This window comes from Glycomyces halotolerans (assembly GCF_054779575.1).
Map to the genome: position 1 here is coordinate 25656 of NZ_BAAGXZ010000011.1, position 22536 is coordinate 48191.

Genomic DNA, 22536 nt, shown 5'->3' on the forward strand with positions numbered 1-22536 from the left:
AGCCTGGGCTACCAGCGGCCCCGGGCGTCTAGGGCCCGTCCTGTGAATCGGGCGACCCGATTCACAGGCCAGCCTTGAATCACATGGCCCCGGCCGCGGCGACCTCTTCGACGATGTCAAGGCCCTCGGTGATGCGGCCCATGATCGTGTACGAGGCCGGCAGCGTGGTGTCCTCGTACACGATGAAGAACTGGCTGCCGTTGGTCCCCGGGCCGCTGTTTGCCATCGCGATGGTCCCGGCCGGATAGTTGTTCTCGCCCTCGGCCGGCAGGTTCTCCTCGCCGTACTGGTAGCCCGGACCGCCCATGCCGGCTTGCTCGGGGGTGCCGGCCTCGATGGCCGCGCGCGCGTCAGGATCACCGCATTGGAGTACCCAGATGCCGTCGGTCGTCAGCCGGTGGCACTGCGAGGCGTCGAAGTAGCCCTGCCCGGCCAGGAACGTGAACGAACCGGCCGTGCACGGGGCGTTCGCCGTGTCGATCTCCGCGGTGATGGTGCCGAGGTTGGAGACGATCGTCATCTCCTGCGTGCCCGCGGCCGGCTGGACGGCGGGGGGCACCGTCTCGCCCTGCGTCGGGGTGTAGGCGCAGTCCGCGGTCGCCGAAGCGTCCGGAGCCGACAGCGACATGCACTCCAGGTACACGTCCTTGGCCGGCCGGCCGTCGGTGTTGCCGCCGGACTCGGCGGTGGCGCCCTCGCCGCTGGGCGCTACGTCCGCGCAGCGGCCGGCGGCGGCCTCGGCGCCCGCGACGGTCTCCTCGATCGGGGCGTCGTTGACCACGGCCGGGGCCTCGGACGGCTCCTCGGAGGCCGGAGCGCTGGTCTCGGCGTCGGTACCGGGGGACGCGCCGTCAGACTCCTCGTCGTCGGAGGCGATCGAGACCGCGGCCCAGGCCACGACCACCAGCAGCACCAGCGCGCCCACGCCGCCCATGCTCCACAAGACGGTGCGCCGCTTGCGTTCCTCCTCGGCCTTCTCGGCCATGCGCTGCTCGAGCTGCGCGCGGGCGGCCATGCGCTGTGCCTGTTTCGACGCCACCGTCAAATCTCCTTCGAAGTGGTGGGATTAAGGGGTCTACTCGGTCGTCTCGTCGGTCGGGCTCGCCTCGTCGGTCGGGCTCGCCTCGCCACCGTCGGTCGGCTCCTCCGCCGGCGTCTCGACCATCTCCTCGGTCGGCATCTCGGTGGTCGGAACGTCGGCCGGCTCCTCGGAGTCGAAGAAACCGGTCGTCCACAGGTATCCGGCGGTGAGGAGCACGGCGATGGCCAGCAGTCCGAACGTCGCCTGGAGCCGGCGGCGGCGGCGGAGCTTCGCCGCAAGCCGCGCGTTCTTCTTCGCGTTCGCGATGCGCTGCTTGCGCCGCTCCATGTGCTTGGACTTGGCGGGCACTGCGGGGCCTCCTCGGTCAACCGGTCTTGGCCGCGCCGACTGATGGTTCGCAAGCTTCGTAGAGGCCGCTCGCTAGCCGTACATCGGCCCGGCTCGTTCTGGGGGTTACGCGAATGGGAGTGTATCGGGACTCTGTCGGCGACATCACCTTGGCCACCGGGTGTATCCTGAGGCGCGGCGAAGGAGGGAAACCGGGTGCTCATCGAGACGCTTGTGGCGGACGCGTTCGGCACGAACTGCTATGTGATCGCAGACGGCCGCGGATCCGAGTGCGTCGTCGTCGACCCCGGCATCGGCATCGCGCCCCGACTCGAAGAGGTGCTCGCCGACCGCAAGCTCAAGCCGGTCGCGGTCGTGCTCACCCACGGCCACCTCGACCACACCTTCTCGGTCACGCCCGTCTGCGGCGCGAACGACGTCCCCGCCTACATCCACTCCGACGACTCGCACCTGCTGGAGGACCCGGCCCGCGGCTTCGGTCCCGGCACCGGCGCCATGTTCGGCACCGGCCTGGAGTGGACCGAACCCGACGACGTCGAGGTCCTCGCCGACGGAGCGGTCCTCGAACTGGCCGGGCTGCGCCTCAAGGTCGACCACGCCCCCGGCCACACCGAGGGCTCGATCATGTTCCACACCAGCGGCAGCGACGCGACCCCGTACACGCTCACCGGCGACGTCCTCTTCGCCGGAGCGATCGGCCGCACCGACCTGCCCGGCGGCAGCGACGCGAAGATGTGGGACAGCCTCGAGCGCAAGGTACTGCCGCTGGCCGACGAGGTCCAGATCCTGCCCGGCCACGGCCCGCGCACCGACATGGCCGCCGAACGCGCCCGCAACCCGTACCTGCGCCGCGTCGCCCAGTCTCATCGCGCCTGAGCGCCGCGACACCGCACACAGCCTGAACCAGGAGACATCCATGCCACGACCCCAGCCGCTCTCGGGATTCCCCGAACTGCTGCCCCGGCAGCGCATCGTCGAGCAGCAGGTGGTCGACCATCTCCGCCGCGCCTTCGAGCTCCACGGCTTCGCGAACCTCCAGACCCGCGCCGTCGAGCCGATGGACCAGCTCCTGCGCAAAGGCGAGACCTCCAAAGAGGTCTACGTGCTGCGCCGCCTGCAAGCCGACGACGACGGCGGCGACGCCGGGCTCGGGCTCCACTTCGACCTGACCGTGCCGTTCGCGCGCTACGTGCTCGAGAACGCCGGGAAACTCAACTTCCCCTTCCGCCGCTACCAGATCCAGCCGTGCTGGCGCGGGGAGCGCCCCCAGGAGGGACGCTACCGGGAGTTCCTGCAGGCCGACATCGACATCGTCGACCGCGACGAGCTCCCGGCCCACTACGAGGTCGAGATCCCGCTGGTCATCGCCGACGCGCTGCGGGGACTCCCGCTGCCGCCGGTTCGCATGCACGTCAACAACCGCAAGCTGTCCCAAGGCTTCTACCAGGGCATCGGCATCGGCGACACCGATGAGGCGCTGCGGATCGTCGACAAGCTCGACAAGATCGGCCCCGACGGCGTCCGCAAGCAGCTGATGGACGCGATCGACGCCAGTTCCGAACAGGCCGAGGCCTGCCTGAAGCTGGCCGAGATCAGCTCCGAGGACACCTCGTTCGTCGACCGCGTCAAAGCCCTCGGCGTCTCGGACCCGCTCTTGGACGAGGGCCTGAGCGAACTGGCCGCCGTCGCGGAGGCCGCCGCCAAGGAGGCGCCCGGCCTCGTCATCGCCGACATGAAGATCGCCCGCGGCCTCGACTACTACACCGGCACCGTCTACGAGACCGTCCTCGAAGGCTACGAGAACCTCGGCTCGGTCTGCTCGGGCGGACGCTACGACACGCTCGCCTCCGACGGCAAGAACACCTACCCGGGCGTCGGCCTGTCCATCGGCGTATCCCGGCTGCTGGTGCCCCTGCTCAACACCGGGGCCCTGACCGCCACCCGCGAGGTCCCCACGTGCGTGCTCGTCGCGCTGGCCGACGAGGGCGAGCGGACCGAGGCGAACGCGCTGGCGCGGCGCCTGCGCGCCCGCGGCATCCCGGCCCAGGTCTCGCCCTCGGCGGCCAAATACGGCAAGCAGATCAAATTCGCCGACAAGCGCGGCATCCCGTTCGTCCTCTTCGGGGCTGAAGAGGGCCCGCAGATGAAGGACATCCGGTCAGGCGACCAGGTCCCGGTCGACGTCGACTCCTGGAACCCGCCGGCCGAGGACCTGCTCCCGCGCATCGTCGCCGGATAACACCGCGGTCGACCGCCGGGCCGGCGTCGCGATCCGCCGGCGCCGGACCGGCACGCCGAGGGTCGGATTGGCGACGCCCCATGCCGCGCCCTTGCAGACGAGCTCCTTGTAGCGGGCCGCGGCCTTCCCCTTCAGGATCGACGGCTTGGCGCGGTCGTCGGCGGTGACGAACTGGATGAGGCCGTCTCGGCGGCCGATGCTGATGCACTGGTTGAAGTAGCGCAGCGGCGTCTTGGGGACCTCACGTCCGGTCAGGCGCGCGGCGATCGCGTCGGCGGCCTGCCAGGCCATCGGCGTGCCCGAGGCGCACGACATGCGCAGCGGCTTCCCGCCCGGGCCCTCGGCCAGACCGGCGTCGCCGACGGCGTAGACGTCCGGGTGCGAGACCGACCGCATGGTGCGGTCGACGAGGATCCGGCCGGTGTCGGCGACCTCCAAGGCGCCGGCCGCGGCGATCGGGTGGACCGCGAAACCGCCGGTCCACACCGTGGCGTCGGCGCCGATCGCCGATCCGTCGCCGGTGACGACGGCGTCCGATTCCACACGTTCGACCTCGGCGTGTTCGTGGACGGTGACGCCGAGGCGGTCGAAGGCTCCGCGCAGATGCCGATGCCCCTTGGGCGAGAGCCAGTCGCCGAAACCGCCGCGAGTGACGACGGCGACGTCGAGCTCGGGCCGGGCCTCGGCGATCTCACTGGCCGCCTCGATGCCGGTGAGTCCACCGCCGACGACCACGACGCGCCCTCCTTCGGCCAGGCCATCGAGGCGCCCGCGCAGCCGCAGCGCCCCTTGACGTCCGGCGATGTCGAAGGCGTGTTCGGCGACGCCGGGGACCCCGTGGTCGTTCCCGGCGCTGCCGAGCGCGTAGACGAGCGTGTCGTACGACAGCTCGTCCCCGTCGCCGAGGGCCACGGTCCTGCGGTCGGCGTCGACGGCGGTGACGCGGCCGAGGCGGACGTGCACACCGGTGCCGTCGAACATGTCGGCGAGCGGCCGCGGCTTGAGCTCTCGTCCGGCGGCGAGTTGATGCATCCGGACGCGTTCGACGAAGTCCGGTTCGGCGTTGACGAGCGTGATATCGACGTCGTCGCCGTGCAGGCGCCTGGCCAGGCGACCGGCGGCGGAGGCTCCGGCGTATCCGGCGCCGAGGACGATGATGCGGTGTTTCATGGTCTCGCTCCTGTCTCGGTGTGTTCGCCTCTTGAACCGGATGGGCCCGTGAAACCTGACAGGGACCGGCTATGAGGCCGGTCACCACTGAGCGATGAGCGGTGCCTCGAAGTCCCGCCGCCGCCAAGCCTCGGTGATGCGGCCGAGTCGCCGCTCGTGGGCGAAGCCGCGCAAGGCTGAGATCTTGCCGTCGGCGACGTCGAACACCACCACGCCGACGACGCGGTCGTCGAGCACCGCGAGCATGGCGGGGGAGCCGTTGACCGCGGCCAAGTACATCGTGGGGGAGCCGCCGATGCGCCGGCGCTTCGCGTCGGTCGGTTTGAAGCCGGCCCTGAAGACGGCCGCGACCCGCTCAGGGGACTCGAACGACATCAGCGTCTCGGACAGCCCCGCACCGTCGGAGACGGCGGTCGCGTCGTCGGTGAGCAGTGCCACCAGCCGCTCGGTGCGGCCCGAGGAGGCGGCGTCGAGGAACGCCTCGACGATGCGGCGCGCCGATTCCCGGTCGACGTCGTCCCCGCGCCTCGCGGTGGCCAAGTGGCGCCGGGCGCGGTGGACGTGCTGCTGGCTCGCCGATTCGGAGATGTCGAGGATCTCGGCGATCTCGGCGTGGCTGTAGGAGAACGCCTCACGCAGGACGTAGACGGCCCGCTCGACCGGCGGGAGGCGCTCCATGAGCGTGAGCACCGCGATCGAGACCGATTCGCGCTGCTCGGCGGTGTCGGCCGGCCCCAGCATCGGGTCGCCCTCGAGCAGCGGCTCCGGCAGCCAGGAGCCGACCGCGCGCTCGCGGCGCGCCCGCGCCGAGCGGAGCCGGTCGAGTGACAGGTTCGTGACGATCTTCGTCAGCCAGGCCTCCGGCACCTCGATCTGGTCCCGGTCGGCCGCCTGCCAACGCAGGAAGGCGTCCTGCACCGCGTCTTCGGCGTCGGCGGCCGAGCCGATGAGACGGTACGCCAGCGAGGACAGCCGGGCACGGCTGGCCTCGAAACGCTCGATCGCGGCTCTGTCCATGCGAGCCACCTTAGGCCGAGACCCTCTCGTCGGCGGTCGCCGCCGAGGCGGCCTTGCGGCGCTTGCGCGTCGGCGGGCCGGCGGTGGGGTGGGCGGCGTTCCACGCCGTCGCCCAGTTGACGAAGGCTTTGAAGCGCGCGGCGGCCCGGCCCCTGAGGCTCCAGGATTTGGGCCGCAGGCCCGAGCCGACGAGCTGGAAGACCCCGTCCCGACTCCCGAGGCCGATGTTGTTGCCGAAGTACGGCAGCCTCGGCTCGGGCGGCTTCGCGCCGGTCAGGCGGGCGACGATGGCGCCCACCGCCTGGATCCGGGTGAAGCCTGCCGACGCGCACGACATCGGCAGCGGCGTGCCGTTGTCGCCGAGGACGTGGGCGCTGTCGCCTATGGCGTAGACCTCGGGATGCGAGACCGAGCGCATCGTGCGGTCGGTGACGATCGTGCCGGTCTCGGTGACCTCGAGGCCGCCGGCGGCCGCGATGGGGTGGACGGCGAAGCCGCCGGCCCACACGGTCGCGTCGGACGGCAGGGCGGCGCCGTCGGCGCCGACCACCCGCCTCGCTTCGACGCGTTCGACGGAGACGTGCTCGAGGACGGCCACGCCGAGGCGCTCGAGGGCCCGGCGCAGGTGGCGATTCGCCTTGGGCGAGAGCCAGTCGCCGAGCTCGCCGCGGGTGGCGAGCGTGACCTTCAGGTCGGGCCGGGTCTCGGCGATCTCGGTCGCGCCCTCGATGCCGGTCAGACCGCCGCCGACGACGACCACCGCCTGCCCTGCGGTGAGGTCTCGCAGGCGTTCGCGCAGCCGCAGCGCTCCCGGGCGGCTCGCGATGTGGTGAGCGTGCTCGGCGACGCCGGGCACGCCTTGGTCGTCGGTGGTGCTGCCGAGGGCGTAGACGAGGGTGTCGTAGGCGAGTTCGTCGCCGTCGTCGACCGCGACGGTCCCGCGCTCGGGGTCGACGGCCTCGACGCGCGCCCGGCGGAACCGCACTCCGGTGCCCCGGTAGATCTCGGCGAGCGGCAGCGGCTTGCACTCGCGCCCGGCGGCGATCTGGTGCAGGCGCAGGCGCTGGACGAAGTCGGGTTCGGCGTTGACGAGGGTGATCGCGAAGTCGTCGGGGTGGAGCCTGCGCGCCAGCGATCCGGCGGCGCCGGTTCCGGCGTATCCGGCTCCGAGGACGACGATGCGGTGCTTCGTACTCTGCTTCAGGACGTGTTCCATGACGTGCTCCTGTCGGGTCGGCGTGCCCTCTGAACGAGACGGCGTCGCGAATCCTGACAGGAGGCGGATATGAAATGGATCACCAAAGAGTGGTCAGCGGGGTTCCGTGGTCGGTCTCGGCCCATCGGCGGGAGAGGTATTCGAGCTTGTCCGGGTTGGCCTGGCTGCGGACGGCGGAAATGCCCTCGGGCGTGTGCTCGAGCATCATGACGCCGACGACCCGGTCGCCGACGACGGCCACCAGCGCGGGATCGCCGTTGACGATCGCGTCGTACAGGGACGGCGGGCCGCCGACCATGTCGCGCTTGGCGACCGACGGCTTGAACAGGCCGCGCAGGAACTTCGCCACCGCCGTGGCGCCGACCATGACCTTGGCGCGGGCCGGGACCTTGCCGCCGCCGTCGCCCACGCCCATGGCGTCGTCGGCGAGCAGCCGCACCAGCGGCTCGGTCTCGCCGCTGGCGGCCGCGGCGAGGAACTTCTCGACGACCTTGCGCGCGGCGTCGCGGTCGACGGCGGCCCGGACCCGGTCGTCGGTGACGTGCCGCTTGGCGCGGTGGAGGATCTGCTGGCTGTTGGCCTCGCTGATCTCGAGGATCTCGGCGATCTCGGCATGGGTGTAGGAGAACGCCTCGCGGAGCACGTAGACGGCGCGCTCATTGGGGGAGAGCCGCTCCATGAGCGTGAGCACCGCGATCGAGACCGATTCGCGCTGCACGGCGGTGTCGGCGGGCCCCAGCATGGGGTCACTCTCGAGGACCGGTTCGGGCAGCCATTGGCCGACGTAGGTCTCGCGCCTGGCCCTGGCCGAGGTCAGCTGGTTGAGGCACACGTTGGTGAGCACCTTCGTCAGCCACGCCTCGGGCACCTCGATCCGGTCCCGGTCGGCGGACTGCCAGCGCAGAAAGGTCTCCTGCACCGCGTCCTCGGCCTCGACGGCCGAGCCGAGCAGCCGGTAGGCGATGGCTCCCAGACGGGCCCGGGAGTCCTCGAAGCGGTCGACTTCCCGCGGACTGAGCGACATGGGTCGATACTAACCGCGGTCCCGTCGCGGGCCCGTTCGTCAGCCGACCTCGCGCACGCAGTAGATCGCGGTGATCGAGTCGATCTCGGGGTCCCAGTCGCGGCCGGCCGACACGGCCGTGTCGGTGAAGTAGTAGTTCGTGTAGTCGAAGTCCTTGCAGGCGTTGTGCGCCGCGGTGTAGTGCCACTCGTCGTCGGGGTCGGGGTCGTCGGGGTTCTTCTCGATGTGGAGGACCTTCCAGTAGGCCGTGTCCGAGTCGCACGGCACGACGTAGAAACCCTCGTCGACGTTCTCGATGCATTCGTCGATCTCGGGAAGGCGGTAGTCGGCGCCTTCGGCCTCGGTCGTCTCCGCGGGCGAAGGCTCGGAGGTCTCCTCCGCTTCGGTGGTCTCCTCGGCCGCCGAGCTCGCTTCGGCGGCGGTGGTCTCGTTGCCGGCGACGTCGGTCTCGCCGTCGTCGCCGGTGAACATCATCCCGATGATGATCGCTCCGGCCGCGACCGCGACGACCACGACGATCAGGGTCACCAGGAGCGGCGTGTTCGAGGAGCCGCCCGGCGGCGGGGGAGCGGGCTGGCCCGGCTGGAACGGATTCGCCGGCGGCGGGACGTGCCCCGGAGGCATCGGGCCCGGTGGCGTCTGTCCGGGCGGCTGGGCCATGCCGCCGGGCGGGACGCTGCCGGGCTGGACGCTCATCGGCGGGTTGCCGTAAGGGCTCTGCCCGTACGGGTCGGGCCGCGAATAGGGGTCGGCGTCCGTCGAATAGTGCTGAGGCGGCTGAGGGGAGGGCTGGCCGTACCCGGGCTGCGGTTGCTGGTTCGGATCATAGGGATTGGGGGGCGGGTAACTCATTCTGATCTCTCCGTTGCATCACCGGGCGGGGCGGCTTCATCATATGGGCCCGGTGCGACCGTTCGTCAGACGACGACGCCGCACTCCGGGTTCCGCTCCGGCGCAAGCGCTGCGGGACATCGGCGTTTCCAACGCGAAGGCCGCCCCGGCCCGATGCGCCGGGGCGGCCTCGATCCGATTCGGTCCGGTTCAGGCGTTGGTGTTGATGCACAGGGCGCCGTAGAGCAGACCGTCGGCTCCGTAGAGGCCGTACGGGTAGTACTCGGCGTCAGGGCAGCCGCCCATTTCCGATTGGAGGTCCGATTCGCTCATCTCGACCGGCGGGTCGTACGACTGGGAGTCGACGACCTCGTAGTAGGCGCTCGCAGCGGAGCAGTCCACGGTCCAGAAGCCGTCGGTGTCGTCCATGCAGTCGCCGACGTCCGGCACCCGCGGCGTCCGGCCGTCGGCGTCGGCCTTGTCGATGGCCTCGACGCAGTACAGGTAGTCGACCGGGCCGCCGAGCCCGGCGACGTCCTTGGTGTAGACGTACTGGTAGCTCTTCCACAGCCGGCCGATCTGCCAGCCCATGTACTCCTGGCCGCACGCCGCTTCGGCGAGCGACGGGTCGGTGAGCGCACCCATCGAGTCGACCTCCGCGCCCGAGTCGTCGGAGACGGCCGTGATCGACCAGAACGCGTTCGGGTCGTCGCAGGGGACGACCAGCTCGTCGGTCGCCGCCGACAGCGCGTCGGACATGCAGTCGCCCACCTGGGCGGCCTCTGCCGCCTCGACGGCCTCGTCGTCGAGCGTCGTCGAGGTGTTGGAGTCGTCACTGCCGCCGTCGTCGGTCATGACGAATCGCACGATGCCGATGGCCGCGATCACCACGACCGCGCCGACGACGCCGAGGATCTTGGCGACCAGGCCGCCGCTGCCGCCCTTCGGAGGCGGCGGCGGGACCGGCGGCGGACCGGCCGGCGGCTGACCGCCGAAGCCGGGCTGCTGGCCGTATCCCGGCTGCTGAGGCGCCCCATGGCCGGGCTGCTGCGGCTGCCCGGACGGGTGACCCGGCTGCTGTCCGTACCCGGGCTGCTGCGGCTGCGGGGCGTACCCACCCTGCTGCGGGGGATATCCCGGCTGCTGCGGCTGTCCGTAGCCAGGGGGCGGCGGGTTGCCGCCGGGTGGGGGATAGGTCATTGTTGATTTGCTCCTTGCGAACGTACAGTTGCGGGGGTGCTCGAGACACGGCGAGGGGAGCCGTGAGATTCGATCACTCTAACCACACGGCGCAAAGGCGCCACGATGCGATCCGCCCAGGCAGGGACCGTTACCGACGCATTACGAGGGTGTTGCGCTCGGCGACGGGCCGCGAGGCCCGAAACCGCGCTAGCTGCTCGGATCGTAGGACGAGGGTGTCCGCCAGATGAGCCATGCATTACACTCGTCTGACACTTTGCATTCTTCGGGCCGACGTCGTCCCGTACGAAACACCGCCGTGTTCCAGCGCCCCACACTCAGCTGGAGCCCTCGACGACGAAGGAGGCCACGGTTGAGTTCTGCCCAGAACACCGGACGAGGTCTGTACCGCCCCGAATGGGAACACGACGCCTGCGGCGTCGCCTTCGTTGCGGATCTGCAAGGCCGCGTCGACCACAGCGTCGTCCAGCGGGGCCTTTCCGCGCTGGTCCGCATGGAGCACCGCGGCGCGACCGCGCCCGACCCGGACTCCGGTGACGGCGCCGGCATCATGCTCCAGATCCCCGACGCCTTCTACCGCGAGGTCGTCGACTTCCGCCTGCCCCGGGCCGGCCACTACGCCGCCGGGCTCGTCTTCACCCCCGAATCCGAGGAGTCGACGCAGCGCGCCCGCTCCATCATCGAGAAGTACGCCATCGCCGAAGGCTGCCACGTGCTCGGCTGGCGCGACGTCCCCGTCGACCCCTCCGGCCTCGGCGACGGCGCCCTGGCCTCCATGCCCCGCGTCAGCCAGGTCTTCATCGCCTCCGAGGACGAAGCCGCCTCCGGCATCGAACTCGACCGGCTGGCCTTCGCCGTCCGCAAGCAGGCCGAACGCGAACTGCGCGAACGCCGCCTCGAGGGCGCCGCGATCGTGACCCTCTCGTCGCGCACCATCGTCTACAAGGGCATGCTCACGCCCGCCCAGGTCCCCGAGTTCTACCCGGACCTGCGCGACGAGCGCCTGGCCAGCGCGCTGGCCCTGGTCCACTCGCGCTTCTCGACCAACACCTTCCCGTCGTGGCCGCTGGCCCACCCCTACCGCATGGTCGCCCACAACGGCGAGATCAACACCATCCGCGGCAACCGCAACTGGATGACCGCCCGCCAGGCCGAACTGGCCAGCGAGCACCTGCCCGGCCGCCTGCGCCGCCTGTTCCCGATCAACACGCCCGGCGCGTCGGACTCGATGAACTTCGACGAGGTCGTCGAACTGCTCCACCTCGGCGGGCGCAGCCTGCCGCACGCGATGCTCATGATGATGCCCGAGGCCTGGGAGCACAACGCGACCATGGACCCCAAGCGTCGCGACTTCTACCGCTACCACGCCGCCATCATGGAGCCCTGGGACGGCCCGGCCGCCGTCTGCTTCACCGACGGCACGCAGATCGGCGCGGTCCTCGACCGCAACGGCCTGCGCCCCGCCCGCTGGTGGCGCACCACCGACGGCGTCGTCGTCCTCGCCTCCGAAGCCGGCGTGGTCGACTTCGAGCCCAGCGAGGTCGCCGAGAAGGGCCGGCTCCAGCCGGGCCGCATGTTCCTGGTCGACACCGACGAGGGACGCATCGTCGACGACGAGGAGATCAAGGACGCGCTGGCCAAGGAGCACGCCTACGGCGACTGGCTCCACGCCGGCCTCATCCACCTCGAGGAGCTGCCCGAGCGCGAGCACGTCGTCTACAACTCCGAGATCGTGCGGCGCCGCCAGCTGACCTTCGGCTACACCGACGAGGAGATGCGTCTGATCCTGGCGCCCATGGCCTCCACGGGCGCCGAACCGGTCGTGTCCATGGGCTCGGACACCCCGATCGCGGGGCTCTCCAAGCGCCCCAAGCTGCTCTACGACTACTTCACGCAGCTGTTCGCGCAGGTCACCAACCCGCCGCTTGACGCCATCCGCGAGCAGCTGGTCACCGCCGTCGGCAACATGATCGGCCCCGAGGGCAACATCCTCGAGCCGGGTCCGCACTCGTGCCGCCAGATCGAGCTGTCCCGCCCGGTCCTCGACAACGACGAGCTGGCCAAGATCCTCCACATCGACGACGACGGCGACATGCCCGGCTTCCGCGCCGTGCGCGTCTCCGGTCTCTACAAGGCCCGCCACGGCTCCCGCGGCCTCAAGGACCGCCTGGTGGAGATCTGCCGCCACGTCTCCGAGGCGATCGAGGACGGCGCGCGCATCCTGGTGCTGTCCGACCGCGACACCACCGCCGACCTCGCGCCGATCCCGTCGCTGCTGCTGACCGCCGCGGTCCACCAGCACCTGATCCGCGAGCAGACCCGCACCAAGGTCGCGCTCATCGTCGAGACCGGCGACTGCCGCACCGTCCACCACGCTTCCGTGCTGCTGGGCTACGGCGCCGCCGCGATCAACCCGTACCTGGCCTTCGACTCGATCGAAGAGCTCTGCGACCTCGGCGTGATCGACCTCGAGCCGGCGCAGGCGGTCGAAAACTACATCGGGGGCCTGTGCAAGGGCATCCTCAAGGTGATGTCCAAGATGGGCATCTCCACGGTCGCCTCCTACACCGGCGCCCAGGTCTTCGAGGCCGTCGGGCTCGACGAGGAGTTCGTCGACCGCTACTTCAAGGGCACCGACTCGCGCATCGGCGGCATCGGCCTGCAGACGCTCAGCAAGGAGGTCGCCGAACGGCACCGCCGCGCCTACGAGCAGAAGGTCGACCCCGACCAGCCGCTGCCGCCCGGCGGCGACTACCAGTGGCGCCGCGAAGGCGAGATCCACCTGTTCAACCCCGAGACGGTGTTCCTGCTCCAGCACGCCACCCGCTCGGGCCAATACGAGGTGTTCAAGCGCTATACGCAGAAGGTCGACGCTCTGGCCGCCGACTCCGCGCTGCTGCGCGGGATGCTCGACTTCGAGACCGGCACGCGCGAGAGCATCCCGGTCGAGGAGGTCGAGCCGGTCGAGAACATCGTCAAGCGGTTCCACACCGGCGCGATGTCCTACGGCGCGCTCTCCCAGGAGGCGCACGAGACCCTCGCGATCGCCATGAACCGCCTCGGCGGGCGCTCGAACTCCGGTGAGGGCGGCGAGGACATCGACCGCCTCTACGACCCGGAGCGGCGCAGCGCGATCAAGCAGGTCGCCTCCGGCCGCTTCGGCGTGACCTCCGAGTACCTGGCCACGGCCGACGCCATCCAGATCAAGATGGCCCAGGGCGCCAAGCCCGGCGAGGGCGGCCAGCTGCCGGGCAAGAAGGTCCACCCGTGGATCGCCAAGACCCGCAACGCCACGCCCGGCGTCGGCCTGATCAGCCCGCCGCCGCACCACGACATCTACTCGATCGAGGACCTGGCCCAGCTCATCCACGACCTCAAGCACGCCGGCGGCGGCGACGCCGAGGTCCACGTGAAGCTGGTCAGTGAGGTCGGCGTCGGCACCGTCGCCGCCGGCGTCTCCAAGGCCAAGGCCGACACGATCCTCATCTCCGGACACGACGGCGGCACCGGCGCGGCCCCGGCCAACTCGGTCAAGCACGCCGGCACGCCCTGGGAGATCGGTCTCGCCGAAGCCCAGCAGACCCTCGTCCGCAACGGCCTGCGCGACCGCGTCAGGCTCGAGGTCGACGGTGCGATGAAGACCGGCCGCGACGTGGTCATCGCCGCCCTGCTGGGCGCCGAAGGCTACGGCTTCGCGACCGCGCCGCTGGTCGTCGCCGGCTGCGTCATGATGCGCGTGTGCCACCTGGACACCTGCCCGGTCGGCGTCGCCACGCAGGACCCGCTGCTGCGCCAGCGCTACAACGGCGGCCCCGAGTTCGTCGAGAACTTCTTCCGCTACATCGCCGAAGAGGTCCGCGAATACCTCGCCCAGCTCGGCTACCGGTCCCTCGACGAGGCCATCGGCGACGTCGAGCGGCTGCGCCAGGTGCCCGGCGAGGCCCGCAAGGCCGCCCGCATCGACCTGTCCAACGTCATCGCTCCGCCGGTCGAGGGCCCCAGGGTCCGCCGCCGCGAGCAGGACCACGGCATCGAGCAGACCCTCGGCGCCAAGCTCGTCGAGATCGCCCGGCCCGCCATCGAGGAGGGCCGCACCGTGTCGGCCGAGCTCGACATCCGCAACACCGACCGCACGGTCGGGGCGCTGCTGGGCGCGGCCGTCAGCCGCACTCACCGCGAAGGCCTGCCCGACGGGTCGATCGACCTGACCTTCAGAGGCACCGCCGGCCAGTCCTTCGGCGCCTTCCTCACCAGGGGCGCGACGTTCAAGCTCGTCGGCGACGCCAACGACTACGTCGGCAAGGGCCTCTCCGGCGGCCGCCTCGTGCTGCTGCCCGACGCGGGAGCGCCCTTCGCCGCCGAGGACAACGTCATCGCCGGCAACACCCTCCTGTACGGCGCGACCTCCGGCGAGGTCTACATCCGCGGCAAGGTCGGCGAGCGCTTCGGCGTCCGCAACTCCGGAGCCGTCGCCGTCGTCGAAGGCGTCGGCGACCACGGCTGCGAGTACATGACCGGCGGCACCGTCCTCGTCCTCGGCCCGACCGGCCGCAACTTCGCCGCGGGCATGTCCGGCGGCGTGGCCTACGTCTGGCGTCTCGACGAGGGACGCACCAACACCACGCTGGTCGACCTCGACGAGCTCGGCGCCACCGACATCGACCTGGTCCACAGCCTGCTGCTGCGGCACGGCCGCGCCACCGGTTCGACCGTGGCCGCCGACCTGCTCAGCAACTGGCCGCGGGCCGCGTCCGGATTCACCAAGGTCATCCCCACCGAGTACAAGGCCGTGCTCGCCGCCCAGTCTCAGGAGAAGGAGGCGCAGCATGCCTGATCCCAGCGGATTCCTCCAGCACGGCCGCGAAGTGCCCAAGAAGCGGCCGGTGCCGGTGCGCATCCTCGACAACCGCGAGGTCTACGAGCGCACCAGCGAAGAGCTGGTCACCAAGCAGGCCTCGCGCTGCATGGACTGCGGTGTCCCGTTCTGCCACAATGGCTGTCCGCTCGCCAACCGGATCCCGGAGTGGAACGACCTGGCCCGCGTCGGCCGCTGGGGCGCCGCCATCGAGCAGCTCCACGCGACCAACAACTTCCCGGAGTTCACCGGTCGCCTGTGCCCGGCGCCCTGCGAGGCCGCCTGCGTGCTCGGCATCGGCGACGACCCGGTCACGATCAAGAACATCGAGGTCGAGATCATCGACCGGGCCTTCGACGACGACGTCGTCAAGCCCCGGCCGGCGGAATCCTCCACCGGCAAGTCCGTCGCGGTGGTCGGCTCCGGTCCCGCCGGTCTGGCCGCCGCCCAGCAGCTGGCCCGCGCCGGCCACTCGGTGACCGTCTACGAGCGCGATGACGCGCCCGGCGGCCTGCTGCGCTACGGCATCCCGGACTTCAAGCTGGAGAAGCGCCACATCGACCGCCGGCTGGCGCAGATGGAGGCCGAAGGCGTCGAGTTCTCCTGCGGCGTCAACGTCGGCTTCGACCTGTCCGCCGACGACCTCCGGGAGCGCCACGACGCGGTCGTGCTGGCCGTCGGCGCGCTCGAAGGCCGCGAGACCGACCAGCCCGGCCGCGAGCTCGCCGGCATCCACCAGGCCATGGAGCACCTCGTCGGCGCCAACCAGGTCGCGGCGGGGAAGGCCCCGTTCGCGCCGATCGACGCGCGCGGCAAGCACGTGATCATCATCGGCGGCGGCGACACCGGCGCCGACTGCCTGGGCGTGGCCCACCGGCAGGGCGCGGCCTCGGTGCGCCAGCTCGACCTGTACCCGATGCCGCCGACCGAACGCGACGAGTCGTCCGACCCGTGGCCGACCTGGCCGGTCATCGTCCGCAACTACCCGGCCCACGAAGAAGGCGGGGAGCGCAACTACGGCAGCGCCGCCGCCGAGTTCATCGGCGACGAGCACGGGCACGTCCGCCAGATGCGCCTGAGCGAGGTCGAGGTCGACAAGTCCTCGGGCCGCCGCGTCATCAAGCCGGTGCCCGGCACCGAGCAGATCGTGCCCGCCGACCTGGTGCTGCTCGCGATCGGCTTCGCCGGCACCGAGGACCAGCAGCTGCTGCGCCAGCTCGGCATCGAGCGCAACCGCCGCGGCTCCCTCGACTGCGGCGACGACTGGCAGACCGACGCCGAAGGCGTGTTCGTGGCCGGCGACGCCCACCGCGGCGCGTCGCTGATCGTCTGGGCCATCGCCGAGGGCCGCGCCGCGGCCGCGGCGGTGCACCGCTACCTCGGCGGCCAGGTGGCCCTGCCAGAGCCGGTCGCCGTCGACGCGCAGCCGCTCAGCGCATAAGCGCGAATTGACGCGGAATTGCGCGCGGACCCAATGGCCCGCGCGCAATTCCGCGTATTCTCTTTTGCGCTCCGACGCGAATTCGGCCCTCGTGAATTCCACCTCTCATCTGCGGTGACCCGCCGAGTGCCAATCTGCGTCCGATATAAGCTCGCAGGGTGACTCGTAGAGCTAAAATCGTCTGCACCATCGGGCCCGCGACGGCCACTCCGGAGCGTATGGCCGGCCTGATCGACGCCGGTATGAATGTCGCCCGAATGAACTTCAGCCACGGCACCCAGGCCGACCATGAAGCGGTCTACCAAATGGTCCGGGAAGCCGCCGACACCGCCGGGAAGCCGGTGGCGATCCTGGCCGACATGCAGGGCCCCAAGATCCGCCTCGGCACTTTCGCGAACGGCTCGGAGCAGTGGACCGCCGGCGACCGCGTCCGCATCACCTCCGAGGACGTCGACGGCACCCACGACCGGGTCTCGTGCACCTACAAGAAGCTGCCGTCCGAGGTCACCAAGGGCGACCGGCTCCTGGTCGACGACGGCAAGCTGGCCCTCGAGGTCCTCGGCGCCGACGAGACCGACGTCGAGTGCCTCGTCGTCGAGGGCGGCCCGGTCTCCAACCACAAGGGCCTGTCCCTGCCGAACGTCAACATCTCCGTGCCCGCCCTGTCGGAGAAGGACGTCTCCGACATGAAGTTCGCCCTCAACCTCGGCGTCGACCTCATCGCCATGTCGTTCGTGCGCCACCCCGACGACGTCCGCCTCGGCCACAAGGTCATGGACGAGGTCGGCGTGCGCCGCCCGATCATCGCCAAGGTCGAGAAGCCCGAGGCCGTCCAGCGCCTCGAGCAGATCGTGCTGGCCTTCGACGGCATCATGGTCGCCCGCGGCGACCTAGGCGTCGAGATGCCGCTCGACGAAGTGCCGCTGGTGCAGAAGGAGATCATCCGGCTGTGCCGCGACAACGCCAAGCCGGTCATCGTCGCCACCCAGATGCTCGACTCGATGATCGACAACGCGCGCCCCACCCGCGCCGAGGTCTCCGACGTCGCCAACGCCGTCCTCGACGGCTCCGACGCGGTCATGCTCTCCGGCGAGACGTCCGTCGGCAAGTACCCGATCGGCACGGTCCGGACCATGGCCAAGATCGTCGAGACCACCGAGTCCGGTCCCATCGGGCTGCCCGAGCTGTCCCATGAGCCGCGCACCAAGGCCGGCGCCGTCACCGCCGCCGCCGCGAAGATCGCCGAGGCGATCGACGCGAAGGCCCTGGCCGCCTTCACCCAGACCGGCGACACCGTCAAGCGCCTCGCCCGCCTCAAGCCGAACTTCCCGATCGTCGGCATGACCTCGATCGAGTCGGTCCGCAACCAGATGGCGCTGTCGTGGGGCACCGCCGCCTACCTCGTCGAGCACGTCGACCACACCGACGCCATGTTCTCGCTGGTCGACAAGGCCATGCAGCAGAACGGCCTGGCCTCGCCCGGCGACCTCGTCGTCATCGTGGCGGGCACCCCGGCCGGCACGCCGGGCTCGACCAACACCGTCCGCGTCCACCAGGTCGGTTCGTAAGTGGCGGAGGTACTCGTCGGTCAGGACGCCGTGGACTCGCTCCTCGGCGTCCTCGACCTCGAACTGATCGACACCGGCCTGTACCGGGGCCCGCGCGCCGAAGTCGGCCTGCAGCGCGTCTTCGGCGGCCAGGTCGCCGGGCAGGCGCTGGTCGCCGCCGGTCGCACCGTCGAGGCCGACCGGCGCGTCCACTCCCTGCACGGCTACTTCGTGCGCCCCGGCGACTCGTCGAAGCCGATCCTGTACCAGGTCGAGAACATCCGCGACGGGCGCTCCTTCTCCGTCCGCCGCACCGTGGCGCTGCAGAACGGCAAACCGATCTTCTTCATGTCGGCCTCGTTCCACACCGGCGAGGCCGGCCTCGACCACGCCGACCCGGTCCCGAACCACCTGCCGGCCCCCGAAGAGGTCCCCACCATCGCCGACCGGCTCAAGGCCGACCCCGACCGGCTGAGCATGTGGGGGCGCATCCCCCGCCCGATCGACGTGCGCTACCTGGGCGGCTCGGGCTACCTCCGCTCCGGCGAGCGGTCCGCCGAAGCCCGCCAGCGCGTCTGGATGAAGGCCGACGGGACGCTCCCGGACGACCCGCTGATCCACGTCTGCGTGCTCACCTACGCCTCCGACCTGACGCTCCTGGACACGGTGCTGAGCCGCCACGGTGCCGTCTGGGGCCCCGGCGGGTACCTCGGGACCAGCCTCGACCACGCGCTGTGGTTCCACCGACCCTTCCGCGCCGACGAATGGATCCTCTACGACGCCGAGTCGCCGACCGCCTCGGGCGGGCGCGGCCTGGCGCAAGGCCGCTTCTTCGACCGCGACGGCCGCCACATCGCCTCGGCGACCCAGGAGGGCCTGCTGCGCCAGACCCCCGACGTGCCGCCCGGAGTCCCTTGAGCCGTACAGGGTGAGGCGAACACCACCTTCTCGGCACGGCCCGATGCCGCTCCGCTGACGGTGCTATGGTCTCCAACCGTCCCCTGGATTACGCCCGTATGTCCGCCCAGCATTGCCCGCTGGGAAACACCTGCCCGGTGAGATGTTCGGAGACCGACATACATGCGTTCAACCCGCGCACGACAACCGGCGAAGCTCGACGACGGCGCTGACGCGTCCCCCGCGTCGGCGCCGAGCCAGCCGCGTCCGCAGCACTGGCGTCCCGACATCGAAGGGCTCAGAGCCGTCGCGGTGGGCGCGGTCATCGCCGCGCACATCGGCTTCCCGTTCATGGCGGGGGGTTTCATCGGGGTCGATGTGTTCTTCGTGATCTCGGGCTTCTTGATCACTTCGCTGCTGCTGCGCGAGATCGACCGCACCGGCCGGGTCTCGATCACGAAGTTCTACGCGCGCCGGGCCATTCGGCTTCTCCCGGCCGCCGCCACCGTCCTTCTGGCGACGCTCGCGGCGGCATGGCTGTGGTTGCCGCGCACCAGGCTCGGCGACATCGCCGCCGACACCGCCGCGGCCGCGCTCAACGTCATCAACGTCCGTCTCGCCGTTGAGGGCACCGACTACCTCAACGCCGGCGCCGAACCCTCACCGCTGCAGCACTTCTGGTCGCTCGCGGTCGAGGAGCAGTATTACCTGGTCTGGCCGCTGGTCCTCCTCGGCATCGCCGCGCTCGGCGCCCGACTCGGCAGTCCCGGCAGGTTCCAGGCCCGGCGCAACCGCGGCACGGGGCGCACCGCCGTCATCGCCGGATTCCTGGTGCTCACCGCCCTCGGCTCCTTCTACTTGAGCGTCACCGCGAGCGCCGCGGACCCGATCTGGTCCTACTTCGGAACCCACACGCGCGCATGGGAGCTGGCCGTCGGCGCTCTCGTGGCGGTTGCCGCGGCGCGACTCGGACGCATGCCCTCACCGCTCGCCGCAGCCGCGTCCTGGACGGGGCTGGCCATGATCGTGGCCTCCGTCTTCCTCATCGACGAGTCCACCGTCTTCCCCGGCTACGCCGCCGCGCTGCCGGTGGCAGGCGCCGCGCTCGTGATCGCCTCCGGATGCGCCGAGCACCGCTGGGGCGCCGTGACGCTCCTGGGGATCGCGCCCGCCCAGTACCTCGGCAAGATCTCCTATGGACTGTATCTGTGGCACTGGCCGATCATCATGATCGCCCCGAGCGCGCTCGGCGTCGAACCGCGCCTGCGGCTCCTCGTCCCCATGATGGGCCTGGCATTCCTGCTGAGCGTCCTCATGTACCACTGCATCGAGCATCCGGTCCGCACCCGCAAGCCGCTCGTCCAGGTCCCTTCGCGCGCGCTCGCCATGGGCGGTGCGCTGATGACCTGCGCGCTGGCCGCTTCGTTCGTCGCCGTGAGTCAGCCGGCGCAGCATCTCGACGGCACCACGGCCGAAGAGGTCACCGGCAACGACGCGACGGTGTGGCAGCTGCTCGGCGACTCCTCGAACGTCGAGGACGTCCCGGCGAACCTGCGGCCGTCGCTCGACGACGCCGGCGAGGACAAGCCGCTGTCCTACGATGCGGGCTGCATGACCATGCAGAAGGGCACCGACCTGGCCGAAGACTGCTGGTTCGGCGACCCCGACGGCGGCAAGACCATGGTCCTGTTCGGTGATTCGCACGCGGCGCAGTGGTTCCCGCCGCTCAACCAGTTGGCGCAGGTCTCGGGGTACCGGATGCTGGTGCTCACCAAGGCCGCCTGCAGCGCGCCGGACGTCGCCGAATACAACTCCAAACTCGACCGCGAGTACACCGAGTGCGTCGAGTGGAAGGAGAAGGCGATCGAGAAGATCGAGGACCTCGAGCCGGAGCTCGTCGTGGCGTCGAACTCGGACAACAAGGAGGTGCTCGCCGACGACCCGGACCAGGCGTGGATCGACGGCTGGGCCGAAACGGCCGAGCGGTTGACGGACGCTTCGGGCGAGGTCTACGTCCTGGAGGACACCGCCTGGGGTGTCGGCAACGTGCCCGACTGCCTGTCCGAACACCCGGACGACGCCACCGAGTGCGTGAACGACCTCGAGGACGCGATCGTCTTCCCCGACCGGCGCGAGCGGGCCATGGAGGCGGTCGCCGAGACCGGAGCGCAGGTCATCGACCCGATCCCGTGGATCTGCGACACCGAGGAGGGAAAGTGCCCGGTCGTCGTCGGGAACCTCATGGTGTACCGCGACGACAACCACCTGTCCGCCAGTTTCGCGGCCGAACTCGCTCCGCAGCTCGCGGCGGTGCTTCCTATGGAGACCGAACCGCCGGATGCGGAGGTCCACAGCGGATAGGCGCGCGCCGAGTCCTATGGCGACGCGAGCATCGGCCGAGCTTCGGCATGAGGCTCGCTCGCGTTTGAAGGTAGGCTTGCCTCATATCTGAACCGCGCCAAGAGGAGAAGCCGCATGCGCCGAGTTGCCCCGTGGCTCAAGGCCGCCAACGTCGTGCTCACCCCGACGATCGCGAACCGCCGGAACCGAGTCGACAAGATCATCGACCGAGCGGTCCGCGAGGCCGAGACCAAGACCGACGGCACCGCCTCGGGCGACGAGGAGTTCATCGAGGAGATGCGGTTCCTCCTGAACTGCTTCGCCGAAGTCCCGAACCTCAGCCCCATCGGCTGGATCGGCACCGTCAAGGACATCAACTCCCGCCTCGAGAACCGCTTCCGCATCCGCAGGCTCCACGCCCGGCATCCCGAGATCGCCGACGAGTCGATCGAGCGGCCGATCGTGGTCGTCGGCCTGCCGCGCACCGGCACCACGCTCACCCACCACGTCCTCGCCCAGTCCGCCGAGCATCGCGCCCCGCTCCTGTGGGAACTGCTGCACTGCGACCTCGGCGACATCTCTGAGGCCGAGCGCGAGAAGTACATCAAGCAGGCCGAGCAGGTCGCCGTCGGCACCGAGAAGGCCTCGCCGATGATGGCGAGCATCCACAAGCTCGGCGCCGACAAGCCCGAAGAGTGCGTGTTCGTGCTGCCGCACGGCCTGATCTACGTGGTGCGCGCCGGCATGCCCCGCTACGAGCGGTGGATGCTCGACCGCGACTACACCCCCGACTACCGGTACCTCAAGCAGGCCCTGCAAGTCCTCCAGCACGGGCGGCCGCACCGCCGCTGGGTCCTCAAATCCCCGGCGCACCTGTGGAACCTCACGACGCTGCTGAAGGTCTTCCCGGACGCCCAGGTGGTGTGGACCCACCGCGACCCGGCGACGGTGACCGCCTCCATGTGCTCCCTGGCGGAGACCACCATGGCCGTGCACACCCGCGGCACCGATCCGCACGCGATCGGACGCAGATGGCTGGACCTGCTCGCCACCGGGATCGGTCGCGCCCGCTCGGACCGGCGGAGCCTCCCCGACGAGACGGTCATCGACGTGCCGTACCGCCACTTGGCCGACGAGCCCGCCGAACGCTTCCCGGCACTGTTCGAGCGGCTCGGCGTCCACTGGGGCACCGCCGAGAAGCACAGCCTCGAGAAGGCGATGGCCAAGGCCGGCGGCAGCGGATCGCACAGCTACGACCTGTCGCGCTACGGACTCGCCGAATCGGACGTCGACAAGGCCTTCGGCGACTACGGCCGCTTCATCGAGCACCTCGCGGCCTGAATCGGTTGCGCCTCCTCGGGAACACCCG

General features: G+C 70.5%; 16 protein-coding genes. 8 read left to right on the plus strand and 8 right to left on the minus strand.

Annotation, left to right across the window (positions count from 1 at the left end; translation table 11 throughout):
• Positions 1–79: 79 nt before the first annotated feature.
• Both ACYVL2_RS11205 and ACYVL2_RS11210 read right to left on the minus strand, forming a co-directional pair.
• Entirely contained in the window at positions 80–1039 is a 960-nt protein-coding gene (locus ACYVL2_RS11205; RefSeq protein WP_460543220.1) for a peptidylprolyl isomerase, read from the minus strand.
• A gap of 36 nt (positions 1040–1075) precedes the next feature.
• Positions 1076–1390, minus strand: coding sequence for a hypothetical protein (locus ACYVL2_RS11210; protein ID WP_460543222.1), 315 nt, complete (start codon positions 1388–1390; stop codon positions 1076–1078).
• Positions 1391–1585: 195 nt separating this feature from the next.
• Between ACYVL2_RS11210 and ACYVL2_RS11215 the strand changes: the two genes are divergently transcribed.
• Positions 1586–2266, plus strand: a complete 681-nt coding sequence (locus tag ACYVL2_RS11215) for an MBL fold metallo-hydrolase (RefSeq protein ID WP_460543224.1) — start codon at positions 1586–1588, stop codon at positions 2264–2266.
• Positions 2267–2306: 40 nt separating this feature from the next.
• Positions 2307–3629, plus strand: coding sequence for a histidine--tRNA ligase (hisS, locus tag ACYVL2_RS11220; protein ID WP_460543226.1), 1323 nt, complete (start codon positions 2307–2309; stop codon positions 3627–3629).
• Here the strand turns inward: hisS and ACYVL2_RS11225 are convergent.
• From ACYVL2_RS11225 to ACYVL2_RS11250, 6 genes are all read right to left on the minus strand, one after another.
• Positions 3549–4799 (minus strand): NAD(P)/FAD-dependent oxidoreductase, encoded by a 1251-nt coding sequence (locus tag ACYVL2_RS11225; RefSeq protein ID WP_460543228.1) that lies wholly within the window; start codon positions 4797–4799, stop codon positions 3549–3551. The two genes, hisS and ACYVL2_RS11225, sit on opposite strands and share 81 nt — an antisense overlap.
• Positions 4800–4880: 81 nt before the next feature.
• Positions 4881–5816: a sigma-70 family RNA polymerase sigma factor family protein gene (locus tag ACYVL2_RS11230; RefSeq protein WP_460543230.1), complete on the minus strand. Its 936-nt coding sequence runs from the start codon at positions 5814–5816 to the stop codon at positions 4881–4883.
• A gap of 10 nt (positions 5817–5826) precedes the next feature.
• The gene (locus ACYVL2_RS11235) at positions 5827–7032 is read right to left on the minus strand and encodes an NAD(P)/FAD-dependent oxidoreductase (protein WP_460543232.1); all 1206 of its coding nucleotides are present in this window, start codon (positions 7030–7032) and stop codon (positions 5827–5829) included.
• A gap of 79 nt (positions 7033–7111) precedes the next feature.
• Positions 7112–8056 carry a sigma-70 family RNA polymerase sigma factor family protein gene (locus tag ACYVL2_RS11240; protein WP_460543234.1) on the minus strand — a complete coding sequence of 315 codons (945 nt, stop codon included), beginning with the start codon at positions 8054–8056 and terminating at the stop codon, positions 7112–7114.
• A 39-nt stretch (positions 8057–8095) separates the two neighbouring features.
• The gene (locus ACYVL2_RS11245; RefSeq protein WP_460543236.1) at positions 8096–8908 is read right to left on the minus strand and encodes a hypothetical protein; all 813 of its coding nucleotides are present in this window, start codon (positions 8906–8908) and stop codon (positions 8096–8098) included.
• A 189-nt stretch (positions 8909–9097) separates the two neighbouring features.
• Positions 9098–10087, minus strand: coding sequence for a hypothetical protein (locus ACYVL2_RS11250; RefSeq protein ID WP_460543238.1), 990 nt, complete (start codon positions 10085–10087; stop codon positions 9098–9100).
• 352 nt (positions 10088–10439) lie between these two features.
• Here ACYVL2_RS11250 and gltB point away from each other — a divergent pair, with 352 nt between their 5' ends.
• The 6 genes from gltB to ACYVL2_RS11280 all read left to right on the plus strand — a co-directional run bounded on the left by gltB (position 10440) and on the right by ACYVL2_RS11280 (position 22508).
• Positions 10440–14921 (plus strand): glutamate synthase family protein, encoded by a 4482-nt coding sequence (gene gltB / locus ACYVL2_RS11255; RefSeq protein ID WP_460543240.1) that lies wholly within the window; start codon positions 10440–10442, stop codon positions 14919–14921.
• Positions 14914–16383, plus strand: a complete 1470-nt coding sequence (locus tag ACYVL2_RS11260) for a glutamate synthase subunit beta (RefSeq protein ID WP_460543242.1) — start codon at positions 14914–14916, stop codon at positions 16381–16383. The genes gltB and ACYVL2_RS11260 overlap by 8 nt, the downstream gene beginning before the upstream one ends.
• 158 nt (positions 16384–16541) lie before the next feature.
• Positions 16542–17951, plus strand: a complete 1410-nt coding sequence (gene pyk, locus ACYVL2_RS11265; RefSeq protein ID WP_460543244.1) for a pyruvate kinase — start codon at positions 16542–16544, stop codon at positions 17949–17951.
• Positions 17952–18848, plus strand: coding sequence for an acyl-CoA thioesterase (locus ACYVL2_RS11270; RefSeq protein WP_460543246.1), 897 nt, complete (start codon positions 17952–17954; stop codon positions 18846–18848).
• Between the two features lie 162 nt (positions 18849–19010).
• Complete coding sequence (locus tag ACYVL2_RS11275) at positions 19011–21188, plus strand: acyltransferase family protein (protein ID WP_460543248.1); 2178 nt, start codon at positions 19011–19013, stop codon at positions 21186–21188.
• 114 nt (positions 21189–21302) lie between these two features.
• Entirely contained in the window at positions 21303–22508 is a 1206-nt protein-coding gene (locus tag ACYVL2_RS11280) for a sulfotransferase family protein (protein ID WP_460543250.1), read from the plus strand.
• Positions 22509–22536 lie beyond the last annotated feature (28 nt).